The sequence below is a fragment of the Clostridium cadaveris genome (assembly GCF_020911725.1).
Lineage (GTDB): Bacteria > Bacillota > Clostridia > Clostridiales > Clostridiaceae > Clostridium_X > Clostridium_X cadaveris.
Genome location: NZ_CP076620.1, coordinates 313,944 through 329,505, shown reverse-complemented (window position 1 = coordinate 329,505; position 15,562 = coordinate 313,944). Strand labels below are relative to the sequence as shown.

Below are 15,562 nucleotides of genomic sequence, written 5' to 3'. Positions count from 1 at the left end.
GAATGGCGAAAAGTTGGGAATTTTTCAAAAATTATAATTATTTTAAAATGCTTAAAAAGCCATAAAAACCCGCCTTCCATCCGTTAGATTTTGGTCTAACTTTTGGTGGTCGATTCATATCCTTATGGCTTTTAATCTATCTTATTATTTTGTTAGATATGCTACAATTAGCTTTGCGTTGTTTAGTATCCCATCTAGGTGAGTTCTCTCATAGTGATGTGTTGCATCTACTCCTGGTCCTATACACGCAAAATTTGTGTCTACTCCTTGCATCATTGAAAGACTGGCATCTGATCCATATCTATAATGAACATCAACTTTATAATCAATTCCTGATTCTTTTGCTAAGTTTACAAGTTTCTTTTTGAAAGCAAAATCATAAGGAGTACGACTATCTTTTGCAACAATAGTTACACAACGCTCATCTGAAGTGTGGCCCTTTCCTACTGTTCCTATATCAAGAGCTAAGAACTCCGCTGTCTTTTCTGGTATAGCTGTAACTCCATGTCCCATTTCTTCATAGTTGCTTATAAAAAAGTGAGTAGTATGTTTTAAAGTAAGGTTATTTTCCTTTATATATTTCAAAGCACCAAACATAGCTGCTACACAAGCTTTATCATCAAGATATCTTGATTTTACATAGCCTTTATCAGTTATTACCGTTCTTACATCAAAAGATACAAAATCTCCAACTGATATTCCAAGCTTTTCAGTGTCTTCAGCTGTACGCACGTCCTCATCCAGTCTAACTTCCATGGTGTCTTCATTTCTTACCATAAGCGTCGTTTCATCGGAGTGAATGTGAATTGAAGCTTTTTCTGGCAAAACAGTTCCTGTATACTTTTCTCCATCTATAGTTTTTATAGTTACATTTTCACCTTCTACAGAACCCCAAGCTATACCTCCTATACTTGAAAGCTTTAATCTTCCATTAGGCTTTATCTCTTTTACTATAGCTCCAAGAGTATCAACGTGAGCAGCTATTAAAACCTGCTTTTCATCATCTTCTCCAGCTACAGTTCCAATTATAGCACCTTTGTTGGTAGTTTTCACATCTATACCAAAGGTTTCAAACTCTTTTCTAAGTCTTTCTATTCCGTCATAAGTATCTCCTCCTGGACTTGGTATAGCTAGAATATCAATCATTAAGTCAGTTACATATTGCATATTTATATTCATTTCTCATTTCTCCTTTTCTAGTCTATAATCTCCTATAAAATATATTATATTTCTAAATTTTTCTTATTTCAAATTTTAAATTAAGAAAAAAGGATAGTTTAATTTTCTATCCTTTATCCACAATTTTATTCAATTATTTAATATATATTTTAGCATTATAGCATTTCTATAAAGGCAGTTATTCTAGTCTTGACTTGTCCTATATCTGATTGAGAATAGTCAGTTTCGATAGCCATATATGGAATTTCTTTTTCCTTTGCAACAAGGTCTTTTATATTTTTTGTCTCTACGGAATAAGTATGACAGGCTTGAAGCACCACATCTATAACTCCATCTACCTTATATTCATCAATCAACTGAGATATAAGGTTTAATCTTTCATTATTTGGTGTCATGACTGAGCATCCTATGCTGAGATATTTTTCTGCTATAGCTTCGATGGGCTCTTTTGTTTCATCTACAAGCCTCATCTTCTCTTTAACACCGCCACAATTTTCAAAACATACTACAACACCTTCATTTTCCTCAATGGTCTTTACTATCTTATCTACAACTCCACCAATTGGACATCCTGTTATAAGTATTCTTTTTGCATCCTTTGATACAGGTCTAACACCGCTCTCATATTCTGTTTTTATTTTTTCAACAGTATCCTTTATGTTTTTATTTTGTTCTTTTTTATCAAAGGTAAATTGCGTACTTTCCAAAATCTTGAACATATTGTAACCTGATACTGCTGGAGGTTCAAGCTTTCCAAGCTCATATAAACTTCTTAAAAGAGTTCTCTCTTCATTTTTAAGCTTTATTGCTTCTTTTAATTTTTCTTCAGTTATTTCAACTTGAAACTCTTTTTCTAAAACTTCTTTAAGACGTAAAATCTCTGATTTCCACATATTAAGTGATGTTAAACTATTTTGTACCTGTGGCAGCTGCATTACATGAACATTTTTTATATTCCCTAATAGCTCATACATCTTCTTTTTTCCATCACAAGTTGTTTCTCCAATTAGCATATCTGCAAAATAAGTATATGGACACTTATCTGTTATAGCAAATCCATAACTAGATTTTATAAGTGGACATAGATTTTTAGGGAGATGCTTTTCTGCATCAGGAATAGGCTCTTCGCTCATACCGCATAAAGATACTGGATAAAGACCTGCTGCATGCATAATTTCATTTGGAGTGTAAGTGCAAAATGTTCCTATTATATGCTTTCCTTGATCTTTTAATTCCTTTGCCCTTATAAATCCATTTTTCCTAGCCTCGCTGAATTCATTAAATTTCTCTGGTAAGCTTGACATAGTTATACCTCCTGTTTTAACATCATTCAAAAGATGTATTTATATTTTATTTTTACTTAAGCTTTTTACATAAAAGTGCAGCACCAATAGATCCAGCATATCTACCTAAAGGCTTTGCTTGCACTTCAACCTCAAGTTTCTGTGACAGGATTTCTAGTATATAGTCATTTTCACAAAGTCCTCCGGTTAGGTAATATTTTCCTAAACTCCCCTGTCTACTACACAAAGATTTCACCTTACTTGCTATAGAATCAATAACACCATAGGCTATATCCTCCCTCTTGGCTCCTGAGCCGATTAAGCTTATAACTTCTGACTCTGCAAATACAGTGCACATAGAACTTATAGAAACATTTTTTCCTTCTCTTGCAAGATCGCTAAGTTCATTCAGTGTCACCCCTAACGTATTTGCCATGATTTCTAAAAAACGTCCTGTACCTGCAGAGCATTTATCATTCATAATAAAGTCAGTAACAACTCCACCTTCAAGGTTTATTACTTTAGTATCTTGTCCACCTATATCTATCACCGTGCAATCATCTTCATATATATAAGCAGCTCCTTTACCATGACAAGTTATCTCAGTATAAGTCTTGTCCGCGTATGGAATTGAAATCCTTCCATATCCTGTAGCTATACATTTTGAGTTATTCTTAGTTATACCTAGTTCTTCAAGCTTTTTCTCTATAGATTTCGCTGTCTCAATGCTGCTCCATCCAGTAGGTAGCACTGATTTGAAAATTATATTTTTCTCCTCATTCATAACAACAGTTTTCGCTGAAGTTGAACCTATATCTATTCCTACAAAATTCATTTAATTAATGCTCCTCTCTATATGTAACTACCATTAAAATATATCACAACATTACGAACATTACTTTTTCTATTGAATAAACAAATAGATAAGTTTTCATCTATTAAAATGTAAAAAGATCCCGCTTTAGCACAACTCTTGACAACTTCTCAATTTTCTGTATGGTTTTTTTTAATACATTTAATAATCTGTACTAATTACTCTAAAGTTTGCAATTTAAAGTGATATAATATAATTAATAGTATTAAAGGTAAAAATCAAGTAAGAAAGGATCTAAAAAAATATGCTAAAAGATTTACTTACGAGAATATTTTCCTGCCGCTATATGGTAAAGTCAGAACACATAAAGGGCGAACTTCCGTCTACCAAGTCTGGATATAATATAACCCTGAAAATCGCGTGGCCTTCTATTGTGGAGGCTGTATTAGTTTCTCTTATTGCTTCCGTAGACACCATGATGGTTGGAGTTATCGGCCCTGAAGCCATAGCTGCAGTGGGAATAACAAATCAACCTAGATTTATTTTGCTAGCTGTAATATTATCTCTAAATGTTGGAGTAACAGCTGTTGTTGCGCGTCGTAAAGGTGCAGGGGATATAAAGGGAGCAAATCGCTGTCTAAAACAGTGTCTTATCTTGAGCCTTTTATTCGGTACAACCCTTTCACTAGCTGGAATTGTATTCGCACGTCCTCTTCTGACCTTCGCAGGAGCTCAGGCAGATATCATAAACAATTCAGTTGTTTACTTTAGAATAATACTTATAGGTATGATATTTAATTCAGTTTGTCTAACTATAAATGCTGCTCAAAGAGGTATAGGAAATACAAAAATCTCAATGTATACTAACTTGACTGCTAACGTAGTTAACCTGATATTTAACGCTCTGCTTATAAATGGTCTTTTATTCTTCCCAAAGCTAGGGGTTACCGGTGCTGCCATAGCAACAACTCTTGGAAATATAGTTGCTTTTTTCATGGCTCTAAAATCTGTATTAGGAAATCATGGATTCTTAGATATAACTACACGTATTCCTTGGAAATTTGATAAACATACAGTTTCAAGCGTATTTAACGTAAGCAGCAGCGCTATGGTGGAACAAGTATTTCTAAGAATAGGATTCTTTGTTTACGCAAAGATGGTTGCAGCTCTTGGAACTACAGACTTTGCAACCCATCAAATATGTATGAATATACTAAACTTATCCTTCGCTGTTGGAGATGGCTTCAGTATCGCCGCTTCATCTCTTGTTGGACAAAGCCTAGGGGCAAAACGACCAGACAAAGCTATGCTGTATGCAAGTATAACTCAAAGACTTGCTCTTATAGCCTCTACAATACTGTTCTTCTTCTTTATACTTGGTAGAAATTTCTTAGTAGGCTTATTTACAAATGAAGCAGCTATCATAGCTCAAGGGTCAGTGATAATGATAATAATCGCATTTACAACCCATGCGCAAACCTCTCAAGTAATAATCTCTGGTTCTCTTAGAGGCGCTGGAGATACCAAATATGTAGCACTTACTTCCTTCATAAGTATAGGTGTTGTAAGGCCTCTATTGACTTGGATTTTATGTTTTCCAGCCGGCCTTGGACTTGTGGGGGCATGGTTTGCTGTGTTCATAGACCAAAACATGCGTCTATTCATAAACTTTCTCCGTTTTAGAACCGGAAAGTGGACAAGAATTGAATTATAAAATTATTATGAAGCATTTGTCTTATATTTTTATTTAGTGCAAGGAAATATGTGAAAATAAACAGGGTCCTTCAAAGTGAAGAAATCATTTTGAAGGACCCATTTAATTATTCTATACTCTTTAACGACTCTACCATACTGATATTATTTATTCTTCTATACATAACTAAATTTACAAATAGAGTGAAAATAATTGTAAGGCCTGATGCATATAAAAAGCTCATTGCTTTAATTTCCCTACCAAACATAACAATGTCCATCTCTACACTTGAGACAATAAAGTAACTTAAGAATATTCCCACTATTAATCCAAGCAAAATTCCTATAACTGATAAAACAATATTTTCCCTATATACATAATTGGCTGATTCTTTATCTGTAAAACCTAATACTTTAATGGTTGCAATTTCACGAAGTCGTTCCGCAACATTAATATTAGTTAAATTGTATAATACTACAAAGGCAAGTGCAGCTGCACATATTATCATAACTGCAACAACTCTGTTTAAGCTGGCAATAATATTGTTAAAGTTATCAATAACACTAGATGTGAAAACTACTGACAACACATCATAGTTCTTTAGCCATCTCTCTGCTACAGCTTCTTGATTATTCTTTGCCTCATCAATGAATTTAGATAAAACAGTATTAAATACCGCCTCATCTCCAACCTTATCTTTATATAATTCAGGTGAAATATATACATAGTTATATACATAGTTTTCAGCTATATCCGTTACTTTTAGATGCAATTCCATATTATCATCAAAGATATTTATAGTATCGCCAACGCTTACTCCTAATAATTTTGCAAATTTATTTGTAATAACAACACTCTCACTAGTAAATTGTATATCATCTTTATTTTTAGCATCTTTAAGGGTTACATAAGATGGCAATAAATTAGTCTTTTCTGGAACAAACATTCTAATTTCAATTTCATTATTACCATTTTCTTTTGATCCCTTCATTATCCTTTGATCAACTAAAATATTTGATTCAAAATCCTTATCTTGATTTAGGATTGCCTTAATGTTAGATTTCTCTGGCAATGTTCCCTCATATTTCAAATTCATCATTGAATCAAAAGTGAATATCTCTCCATATTGTCTTGGTACAACAACTGATATACTGTCTTTTAATCCATATGCAGCCAATATTAATGCTGTACATCCTGCAACTCCCAATATAGTCATAATAAATCTAGACTTGTATCTTAAAATATTTCTAGCAGTTACCTTTGAAGTAAAGTTTAATCTATTCCATACAAAAGGAACCTTTTCTAAGAATATTCGCTTTCCTTTCTTAGGTGCTTTTGGTCTCATCAATGTTGCTGGAGTTGTTCTGAATTCTCGATATGCTACAACTAAAGTTACGGTACATGTGCAGAGCAATGCGCTGAAAATAGCTATTGCTACAATTCCCCAACTAAAATGCACATTAAAATTTGGAAGCATATATAAAGCATGATAAGCATTAAATATAAGCTTAGGTAAAAATGCCAATCCTAAAATTATACCTAAAATACTTCCGCCTAAAGCTGCTGCTAAGGCATAAAAGAAATATTTAGCTACAATACGTTTATCCTTGTATCCTATTGCTTTAAGTGTTCCTATTTGAGTGCGCTGCTCTTCAATCATTCTTGTCATAGTAGTTAAGCATACTAAAGCTGCTACTATAAGAAAGAATAAAGGAAATATAGATGCAATTCTATCTATACGCTCTGCATCATCTTCAAAAGATTGGAATCCCGGATTATCATATCTATTTAATATATACCATTTTCCTAATGTCAAATCCTTAAGCTCTTTCTCCTTTTGAAGTATTTCTCCCTCCGCTTCTTTAAACTTCAATTCAGCCTCTTCTTTGGCCTGATTCAAGTCCTTTTCACTTTGAACTATTTTAATTTTACTTTCTTCAAGCTGCTTTTTACCATTTGCAAGATCTTTTATTCCTTGATTATAAGCTCTTTGTGCTTCAGCTAATTTTATCTTTGCATTATCTATATCTTTTTGTGCTTTATCTAATTTTTTCTGTCCTTCGCTCTTTTGTCTATTAAGCTCCGCTTCTGCTGCATCAAGTTTAGCTTTTGCTGAATCAAGCTTTTGCTTTTGAGCAGCCAATGCATTTTCTGCATCTGCAAGCTGTTTTTCTGCTGCTGCAATTTGGGCTAAGCCTTCATTGTATTTCGCTTTTTCTCTATTAATTTCTTCTCTTAAAGCAGCTAATATCTGTTCCTTATTTCCAGACTGTTTGAAGCCCTCTATTGCATTTTCTATCTGCTGAAGCTGTTCCTCAGTAAGCTTATACTCAGGAGGAGCAGTTTCATTAGCCTTTCTTATTTGTGCCATAATGCTATCAAGTTGATTATAAATCTCATCCATAGGCATATTTTCTATATCAGAATACATTTGCTCAAGAGCATCAATAAGCTTCTTTAATTTTGCTAGATTCTCCTTTTCCTTAGCTATCTGTTCTTCTGCCTGTTTCTTTTGAACTTGAAAATCAGCATAAGCTTTATTATACTGATTCAATCCATCCTCATAATCTCTTTTTCCTTGTTCTAAATCCTTTTCTGCTGCTGCAATCTGATTGTTATAATCCACTCTAGCAGCTGCAAGATCTTTTTCGCTTTGGGCTATTTTATTTTTAGACTGTTGAATTTGTTTTGCTGCACTAGCTAATTTTTTTTCACTATCAGCTAATTCCTTTTCTTTAGCAATTATAGTTTCTTTTCCCTTATTAATCTCCTCTTCAGCTTTAGCAAATTTCTCCTCAGCATCTTTTCTTTCTGCGGCTAGCTGATCCTTGATTTTTTGTATCTTATCCTTAGCCTCTTGAAGAATTTCATTTTTATTTATTTCTATACGGTCTATTGATAATTTTTCAAAGGGTTTTTCTAAATTACCAATATCATTTTTATACTGCTCACTAAACGCCGTAACTTCATCTGCTGATGCAATAGTTTTCACATATACTTCTGTATATTTGGGATAAGCAAAGTCTTGTGGCAAAATCATCATATAATAAAGAATTGTACCATCGCCAACCCTGCTTATACCTCTGTCATAAGATATATATTGAGGACTTTCAACAAGACCAACAACAGTATATGTGTTAGTCTTTAATATATCTTTAATATCCTTATCCTTTTCTGAAGAGTTAACTGTTATTTTATCTCCAACCTTATAGCTGTTTTCAAATTGCTGATTGCTGTCTACTACACACTCTCCAGATTTCATCGGTAGTCTGCCTTCCACTACATTAACTTCATTTATTGGATTTTCTGATTCTTTATAATTTTGCGGAAGAGATTGTACTCTTACCACATTATTAGAAGTCTTAGCTTGTACCAATAAATCACTGGTATAAGCCGGCATTACTTGGGTTACTCCATCTATATTTGAAATAGCATCAATATCAGCATCACTGAATCCAAATTCTGATATTAATCTAAAGTCCATCAAATTATTAGATTGAAAGAATTTATCTGCTGAGTACTTCATACTTGGACTTGCTGCCTTAACTCCTACAAAGAATCCAACACCTAATAAAATGATTAACATTATAGAGATAAATCTATTTCTAGACTGCTTTATCTCCCTAAAAAATTCTTTCACCAATCCATTTTTCATAAAGTATCCCCTCCTATCCTACCACTCAATATCATCAATAGAAGTTGGGTACTCATTTGTTATTATTGATTCTACTTTACTGCTCTTTAGTTTAATTACTCTATTTGCCATTGGTGTTAGTGCTTGATTGTGAGTAACTAAAACAACTGTCATGCCTTCATTTTGGCAGGTTTCCTGAAGGAGCTTTAATATATTTTTCCCTGTTTTATAATCAAGAGCACCTGTTGGTTCATCACATAGGAGCAGTTTAGGTCTTTTGGCCAATGCTCTTGCTATTGCTACCCTTTGCTGCTCTCCTCCTGATAATTGAGATGGGAAGTGATCCATACGATCTTCTAGCCCCACACTTCTTAAAGCCTCTTCTGCATTCATAGGATTTTTACATATTTGAGCTGCGATTTCAACATTTTCTTTAGCCGTCAAATTTGGTATCAAGTTATAAAATTGAAAAACAAATCCTATATCGTCTCTCCTATATATGGTAAGATCTCCATTGTCCATAATTCCCAATTCTTTACCACCGATAAATATCTCCCCATCATCACATTTATCTATTCCCCCTAAAATATTAAGAACTGTACTTTTTCCTGCTCCACTTGGACCTACAATAATTGATAGCTCCCCTTGATTTGCTTCAAAACTTATACCATCTGCTGCAGTTATAATTACTTCTCCCATTTTATATCGTTTGTATACATTGTTAAAAGAAATAAAACTAATCATTTTTTCACCTCATTTAAGAACCTCACACTCCCCTTGGAACACATATGGCTAACAAATATTTTGAATATAGCTCATATAGCATAAATTCATATCCCTCAAGTGAACATGAGATTTCTGTTTTTTTTAATGTAAAGGTTACTTCTCTCATAGAATAGTTCAGACCTACCCCTAAAGCTTTTCCAAGGCTCTCTTTCAGTGTCCAATAAATAAAAAACTGCTTTTCTGGATATGTCGAATCATCAATGCATTGAAGCTCTTCTTTACTACAAATTCTCATTGCGACTTTCTTATTAAAAGTTCTTATCTTTTCCACATCCACCCCAAACTCACCCCCTCCAACCCCGCATACAGCGATTCCATCGCAATGACTTATATTGAATTTTATAGAAGAATTTTCTTCAATATATGGCTTTCCAAACTCGTTTTTTTTAATAGTCAATTTATTTAGAGACACTCCAAGCTCTTTTTTCAATATATCATCTAATACTTTCCATGCAATATGACTAGCTTCTCTTTCTTTAAAATTTCCTCTTACTATATAAATCAAAAATTTCTCTTTTTAATATATTCCACTATATCGTTTACCCTTTGAAATAATCTTATATCTGTATCCGGCACTTCGATGTTAAATTCTTCTTCAAAAAGTGAAACAATGCTCATAATATCATAAGAATTGATATTTAAATCTTCAACCAGTCCCATATCTAGTTTTATATCTTCTGTTTTTAGTCCTAAATAATCGGCTATTATGCTTTTAACTCTTTTCTCCATTTTTAACTACCTCCTTTAAAAACACATCTCTTATAATTTTTTGTGATGTTGTTTTTTCAAACTCATTTTCTCGTATGAACATATGATGTATCTTTTTAAAACCTGGAAGATTGCTATTTACTACAGCCAAATCTCTATCTACAATTTTTCTTATTTCTTCATCACTATACTGCTGCAAAAATTCATTATCTAAAAATATTGATGCCACTATCATGTCTCCCCCACCTACATTCTTAGATGTATACACAACTACCTCTTTAACGTATTTCATGACTTCAATAACATATGATTCCAACTCTTCTGGATGAACATTTTTCCCGTTGCTGAGGACAATTAGATTCTTCTTTCTGCCTGTTATAAAAAGATTGTTGTATTCATCCACATAGCCTAAATCTCCTGTGTTGAACCATCCATCTTTTAAAGAATTTTTTGTACTCTCATTATCCTTGTAATATCCAAGCATAACATTATCACCTTTAACGAGAATTTCTCCAATACCATTCTTATCAGGATTATTTATTTTAACTTTATTGTATTGTACGATTTTACCTACGGAATCATCTTTGAGGTTTTCTCCAATATTAACGCTTATAAGCGGTGAACATTCAGTTATGCCATATCCATTTATCACATTAATTCCTATTTCTCTATAATTTTTCACTAATTCAGGTCTTAAATATGCTCCACCACATACAATGGTTCTTAATCTTCCTCCAAAGAAACCCAGAATATGTCTAAACATACATCTTCTCAAATCTATTTTAAATTTCAAAAGCCAATTACTTATTTTTACGGCCCTATTAAATACTCCCATAAATCCCCTTTTATTAATCTCTTTTATCATCTGCTTATACATAGTCTCTAAGAATAGCGGAACCATAACTGTCATCTCAGGTTTAAAGATTTTTAAATTATTTGGAAGATACTTTAAACTATCATTAAAAAATATGATTGCTCCGACGTTTATAGGTGATAGGAGCTGACATACATTTTCATAAATATGGTGAAGAGGTAAAACTGAAATTGTATATTTATACTCCTTAAAATACTCAGTGGCCATCTTTACAACCGTCATTAAATTATGATGACTCAGCATAACCCCCTTGTTGGGTCCTGTAGTTCCTGATGTAAATACAATTACACTTAAAGCATTTTCATCTATTCTGGAGTTTATATATTCCTCATTACCATCAGTTAAAAGCATTTCTCCAGCTTCTATAAGTTCATTTAAAGTTACATATCCATCAGTGTTATCATCCATACAGATGAAGGTTTCTAATCCACTATACCCTGATTTAATATCTTTTATCATTGAAGAAAACATTTTAGAAAATATTAAAACGTTTACATCGCCTGCTGATAATAATTTTACTAAACTATTCTTTGGTAATTCTTTATCTAAAGGTACTGCTACCCCTACTCCATTAATAACTGCTAAATAACTTACTGCCCATCTATAACTATTTTCGCCAATAATAGCAATGTGTTTATCCTTTAACCCCATATCTATTAATTTAGTCCCCAGAGCATTAACATCTCTTTGCAATCGTTCAACGGTATAACTTACAATCTCATTATTTATCTTTTCTGAAATTGCAATTTTATTTTTTCGTTTTACACAAGCAGAAGCTAATAGCTCTTTTATATTTTTAAAGTCCTCACTTGACCTATTTCCCATTCTATACACCTTCACTCTTGAATTTTTTCTATAGTACTCATAATCTCTTTTAATGTAATATTTGGAGAATTTATACCGAATTCAATTGTCTTAAGAATTTGGTAGTAGAATTGACTTACCATTTTTTTAGAAACAAAAGCCACATTGTAATCAAACACAAAATCTAAAGTTCCTAAATCTGAAATGTCCATAACTGTAAGATATATGCCTGTTCCATTGGCATCATTGCTGTGATATTTAAGATGGAAGTTTAAATCTTCTTTCGTATTTATCTTTCCAGCCTGAAATGTTAGTGTTACATCTATAAAATTAGCAAGCATATTTCCTTGAAAATGAGTCTTTTTTATATAAGTCATTACATTTTCATATGGAAAATCACTATGTCTGAAAAAAGTAAAAAGATTACTACTAATTTCCCTGCAAGCTTCAATAAAAGTGGTATTATCCAGGCAATTCATCATAAAAGGCAGGATATTTATCATCATGCCTCCAGCTTTTTTTGTATCTGATGAGGAGCGCCTAGCCACTACATTTATAACCCCTATCTCCTCTTTTTTATTCAATATAGCAAGATAACATCTTATACCTATTAAAAGAAGTATCTGCAGTGATACATTATTTTCTAAGCAGAATTTTTTTATTATATCTGTCTTCTTTTTAGCCAAAGTATATATCCTGCGATTTGATTTGCATCTAAATATAGATACTTTTCTATATGGTTTTCCTATATCTTTTCTAGATATAGATGCATAATTAGGTTTACTTTTATAATATTCCTTCCAATATTCAAAATCCTTTCTAAACCTTTCAGAATCATTGTATATAAGTTCTTTTTCTATTATTGGCATAAATTGAGTTGGCATATCTGGCAATTCCTTTTTATCCCTCAGTGCACAATAGACTTCTATTAAATCCTTTGCCAATACAGTTAATCCCCATGCATCCATAACTATATGATTGACTTTTATATATAATATAGTTTTATTCTCTGGTGCCTTTATAATAATAAACTCATACATATCAGAATCATCATATTTCATAGGTGTTCTTGTCCATAGCTCAAACTTGTTTCCAATCTCTTCAAAGCTCATATCGGAAAAGTCTAATTGTTTTATTTTCTTAGCTTGTTCCTCAGTAAAATACTGTTTAAACTCTTTATTGATCTTTTTTAGACGTATTCTTAAAGAATCTATTCTATCTATTGTTGTATATATCGTTTCTTCAAGAATATCCCTATCTATTTCTTCATCAAACCACATAGATATTCCAATATTTACTATAGCCTTTTTCCAAGAATATTTTACTGCGACAAGCATTAAATTTTGTGATAATGTAAGGTCATAATATTTAGTTTTATCTTCCATAAATTCAACCCTCTCAAAGTCAGCTATTGTACTCATAGGATATTTTATTCACCCAAAACATAATTGTGATATTAATTTATATATATTATTAAAGAACATATCAAATAGCACTATTCAAAACATATAAATAGCAAAAGCCAATACATAATTTTGTAAAAATAAAAATTATGTATCGGCTTTTTGTTTTACTATTTTATAAATTCAATAACTTCTTTAGTAGAAGTCTGTTTATATATCAGTCATATCTACATTCTCTCTGGAACTTCCATTCCTAATAGATCTAACACTGTTTCAATTGTTCTCTCTGTAAGTTTTAATAAGTTTAACCATGAAATCTTCTTAGCTTTATCTTCTTCTACTAAGATCTTATTCTCATGATAGAATCTATTAAAAGTATTGCTTAGATCATATACATATTCACAAAGCTTATTTGGAGTCTTGTCTATATAGCTTATCTCAACAACTTCATTGAATTTTGCTAATGTAAGCATTAAATCTCTTTCTACTTGAGAAGTTGGTTCTAATATAGCATCACTTACACCTTGAAGCTCCTCTTCAGCTTTCTTTAAGATTGATTTAATTCTTACTGCAGTGTAAAGGATGTATGGTCCTGTGTTTCCTTCGAAGGAAGCAAATTTCTCTATATCAAATATATAGTCCTTAGTTGGCATATTGGATAAGTCCCCATATTTTAAAGCTGCTAACCCAACTATTCTTGAAATCTCTTCTATTTCTTCCTTGCTCATATCTCTGTTGTCTCTTATCTTGTCTGCAACATTGCTTTTTATTAAAGCTATAAGATCTTGAAGCTTCATTACTCCGCCTTCTCTAGTTTTAAATGGCTTTCCATCCTTGCCATTCATAGTTCCAAATCCAATAAAATCAAATTTCATATCTTCTGGAGCTATATGAGTCTTCTTTGCACATCTAAACACTTGCTTGAAATGAAGGTCCTGTCTCTTATCTACAACGTATATTATTTCAGCTGGATTGTAATCTTGAACTCTTTGAATTATTGTAGCAAGGTCTGTTGTTCCATATAATGATGCTCCATCAGATTTTTGAATAATAATTGGAGGCATCGGTTGCTTATCGCTTTCCTCAGCTACATCTATAACTAATGCACCTTCGCTTCTATATGTATATCCCTGTTCATTTAATTCCTTAATCATAGCTGGAATATACTCTTCTGCATCACTTTCGCCTTTCCAAAGGTCAAACTCAACATTTAAGTTTCCATAATTTCTCTTAAGGTCTGATACTGAAACATTTACTATATGATTCCAAAGAGCCATATATCCACGTCTTCCCTCTTGAAGCTCTGCTGTAGCTTTCTTTGCTGCTTCCATAGCTGCTTCATCACTCTTAGCAAGCTTGCTTGCTGCTGGATATATATCTTCTAATTCATCTATAGAGAAAGGTGCTTCTTTTGGGTATTCTCCTGTAAAATCTGCATCAAAGTATGGAAGGTTTGGTTGTCTTCTTTGAACTTCTGTTATAACCATACCTATCTGTAGTCCCCAGTCTCCTAAGTGAACGTCTCCTATAACTTCATGTCCTAGGAATCTGCAAATTCTCTTTATTGACTCACCTATTATAGCTGAACGTAAGTGTCCTACGTGAAGTGGCTTTGCAATATTTGCTCCACCAAAATCTATAACTATAGTCTTCTTGTCTTCAACTTTATCACAGCCTAATCTTTCATCCTTATTCATGTCATTGATGTAATCTGTTAAAAAACTATCCTTAACATTCATATTTATGAAACCTGGCTTTGCTGCTGTAACCTCTTCAAATATTCCCTCTTCCTTTAAAGCAGCTGCCACCTCTTCTGCCATAATAATTGGAGCTTTTTTATACTTTTTTGCTGCTGGAAGAGCTCCGTTACATTGAAATTGACAAAGATCGGGACGATTTGATACATTTACGTTTCCATACTCTTTGTCATATCCTAAAGCCTCGAATTTACTTTGAACAACTTGGCTCAATTTCTTAATTAACTTATTCATATTCTTTCCTCCTCAAATTATTTTCCCAAATAAAAAAACCGCCTCTAAAAATAAGAGACGGGCTATATCCGCGGTACCACTCAAATTGATAGCAACTGCTATCCACTCAATGCCTTAACGCAGCAAACGGCTCACCTCAGCTCAAAGCCTTAGGAGCTTCTCCAAGATTCTCTTCACTAACATCATCTTACAGGACTTACACCAATCTCCTGCTCGCTTAAAGATCAAATATCAGCTACTCTTCTCTTCTTCGAAATTAAGATTTTATTGTACAATAATTATATTCTTATCTCTTCATTATGTCAATAAAATCTGCCGCCTATTCACTTCAAGACTAACACTTCCCATACAAATCATTAAAATAGAACCTTACGCTTGTATATCTATCAAAAA

General features: G+C 32.7%; 11 protein-coding genes and 1 other annotated feature. Of the genes, 1 reads left to right on the top strand and 10 read right to left on the bottom strand.

The window, feature by feature from the left end:
- Positions 1–144 precede the first annotated feature (144 nt).
- From KQH81_RS01460 to KQH81_RS01450, 3 genes are all read right to left on the bottom strand, one after another.
- Positions 145–1,179, bottom strand: a complete 1,035-nt coding sequence (locus KQH81_RS01460) for a M42 family metallopeptidase (protein ID WP_074845731.1) — start codon at positions 1,177–1,179, stop codon at positions 145–147.
- 155 nt (positions 1,180–1,334) lie between these two features.
- On the bottom strand, positions 1,335–2,483 hold the full coding sequence (locus KQH81_RS01455) for a double-cubane-cluster-containing anaerobic reductase (RefSeq protein ID WP_027640214.1): 1,149 nt from the start codon (positions 2,481–2,483) through the stop codon (positions 1,335–1,337).
- A gap of 52 nt (positions 2,484–2,535) precedes the next feature.
- Entirely contained in the window at positions 2,536–3,297 is a 762-nt protein-coding gene (locus KQH81_RS01450; protein ID WP_230028735.1) for an acyl-CoA dehydratase activase, read from the bottom strand.
- Positions 3,298–3,580: 283 nt separating this feature from the next.
- Between KQH81_RS01450 and KQH81_RS01445 the strand changes: the two genes are divergently transcribed.
- Positions 3,581–4,990: an MATE family efflux transporter gene (locus tag KQH81_RS01445; RefSeq protein ID WP_074845738.1), complete on the top strand. Its 1,410-nt coding sequence runs from the start codon at positions 3,581–3,583 to the stop codon at positions 4,988–4,990.
- Between the two features lie 106 nt (positions 4,991–5,096).
- Here the strand turns inward: KQH81_RS01445 and KQH81_RS01440 are convergent, their stop codons facing one another.
- From KQH81_RS01440 to argS, 7 genes are all read right to left on the bottom strand, one after another.
- Positions 5,097–8,624: an FtsX-like permease family protein gene (locus tag KQH81_RS01440; protein WP_027640217.1), complete on the bottom strand. Its 3,528-nt coding sequence runs from the start codon at positions 8,622–8,624 to the stop codon at positions 5,097–5,099.
- An 18-nt stretch (positions 8,625–8,642) separates the two neighbouring features.
- Positions 8,643–9,347: an ABC transporter ATP-binding protein gene (locus KQH81_RS01435; protein ID WP_027640218.1), complete on the bottom strand. Its 705-nt coding sequence runs from the start codon at positions 9,345–9,347 to the stop codon at positions 8,643–8,645.
- 22 nt (positions 9,348–9,369) lie between these two features.
- Complete coding sequence (locus KQH81_RS01430) at positions 9,370–9,894, bottom strand: 4'-phosphopantetheinyl transferase family protein (protein WP_035771538.1); 525 nt, start codon at positions 9,892–9,894, stop codon at positions 9,370–9,372.
- A complete protein-coding gene (locus KQH81_RS01425) occupies positions 9,891–10,118 on the bottom strand; it encodes an acyl carrier protein (RefSeq protein WP_027640219.1) in 228 nt (75 codons plus the stop codon). The genes KQH81_RS01430 and KQH81_RS01425 overlap by 4 nt, the downstream gene beginning before the upstream one ends.
- Positions 10,102–11,796: an AMP-binding protein gene (locus KQH81_RS01420; RefSeq protein WP_027640220.1), complete on the bottom strand. Its 1,695-nt coding sequence runs from the start codon at positions 11,794–11,796 to the stop codon at positions 10,102–10,104. Before KQH81_RS01420 ends, KQH81_RS01425 begins: the two co-directional genes overlap by 17 nt.
- An 11-nt stretch (positions 11,797–11,807) precedes the next feature.
- Positions 11,808–13,160, bottom strand: a complete 1,353-nt coding sequence (locus KQH81_RS01415; protein WP_230028733.1) for a condensation domain-containing protein — start codon at positions 13,158–13,160, stop codon at positions 11,808–11,810.
- Positions 13,161–13,405: 245 nt separating this feature from the next.
- Positions 13,406–15,169, bottom strand: coding sequence for an arginine--tRNA ligase (gene argS, locus KQH81_RS01410; protein ID WP_027640222.1), 1,764 nt, complete (start codon positions 15,167–15,169; stop codon positions 13,406–13,408).
- A gap of 50 nt (positions 15,170–15,219) precedes the next feature.
- Positions 15,220–15,429 (bottom strand) — a binding site (T-box leader).
- Positions 15,430–15,562 lie beyond the last annotated feature (133 nt).

Coding starts and splice junctions, on each gene's coding strand:
- KQH81_RS01450 (WP_230028735.1), bottom strand. CDS start 3,297: ATGAATTTTGTAGGAATAGATATAGGTTCAACTTCAGCGAAAACTGTT.
- KQH81_RS01440 (WP_027640217.1), bottom strand. CDS start 8,624: ATGAAAAATGGATTGGTGAAAGAATTTTTTAGGGAGATAAAGCAGTCT.
- KQH81_RS01415 (WP_230028733.1), bottom strand. CDS start 13,160: ATGGAAGATAAAACTAAATATTATGACCTTACATTATCACAAAATTTA.
- KQH81_RS01445 (WP_074845738.1), top strand. CDS start 3,581: ATGCTAAAAGATTTACTTACGAGAATATTTTCCTGCCGCTATATGGTA.
- KQH81_RS01435 (WP_027640218.1), bottom strand. CDS start 9,347: ATGATTAGTTTTATTTCTTTTAACAATGTATACAAACGATATAAAATG.
- KQH81_RS01460 (WP_074845731.1), bottom strand. CDS start 1,179: ATGAATATAAATATGCAATATGTAACTGACTTAATGATTGATATTCTA.
- KQH81_RS01455 (WP_027640214.1), bottom strand. CDS start 2,483: ATGTCAAGCTTACCAGAGAAATTTAATGAATTCAGCGAGGCTAGGAAA.
- KQH81_RS01420 (WP_027640220.1), bottom strand. CDS start 11,796: ATGGGAAATAGGTCAAGTGAGGACTTTAAAAATATAAAAGAGCTATTA.
- argS (WP_027640222.1), bottom strand. CDS start 15,169: ATGAATAAGTTAATTAAGAAATTGAGCCAAGTTGTTCAAAGTAAATTC.
- KQH81_RS01425 (WP_027640219.1), bottom strand. CDS start 10,118: ATGGAGAAAAGAGTTAAAAGCATAATAGCCGATTATTTAGGACTAAAA.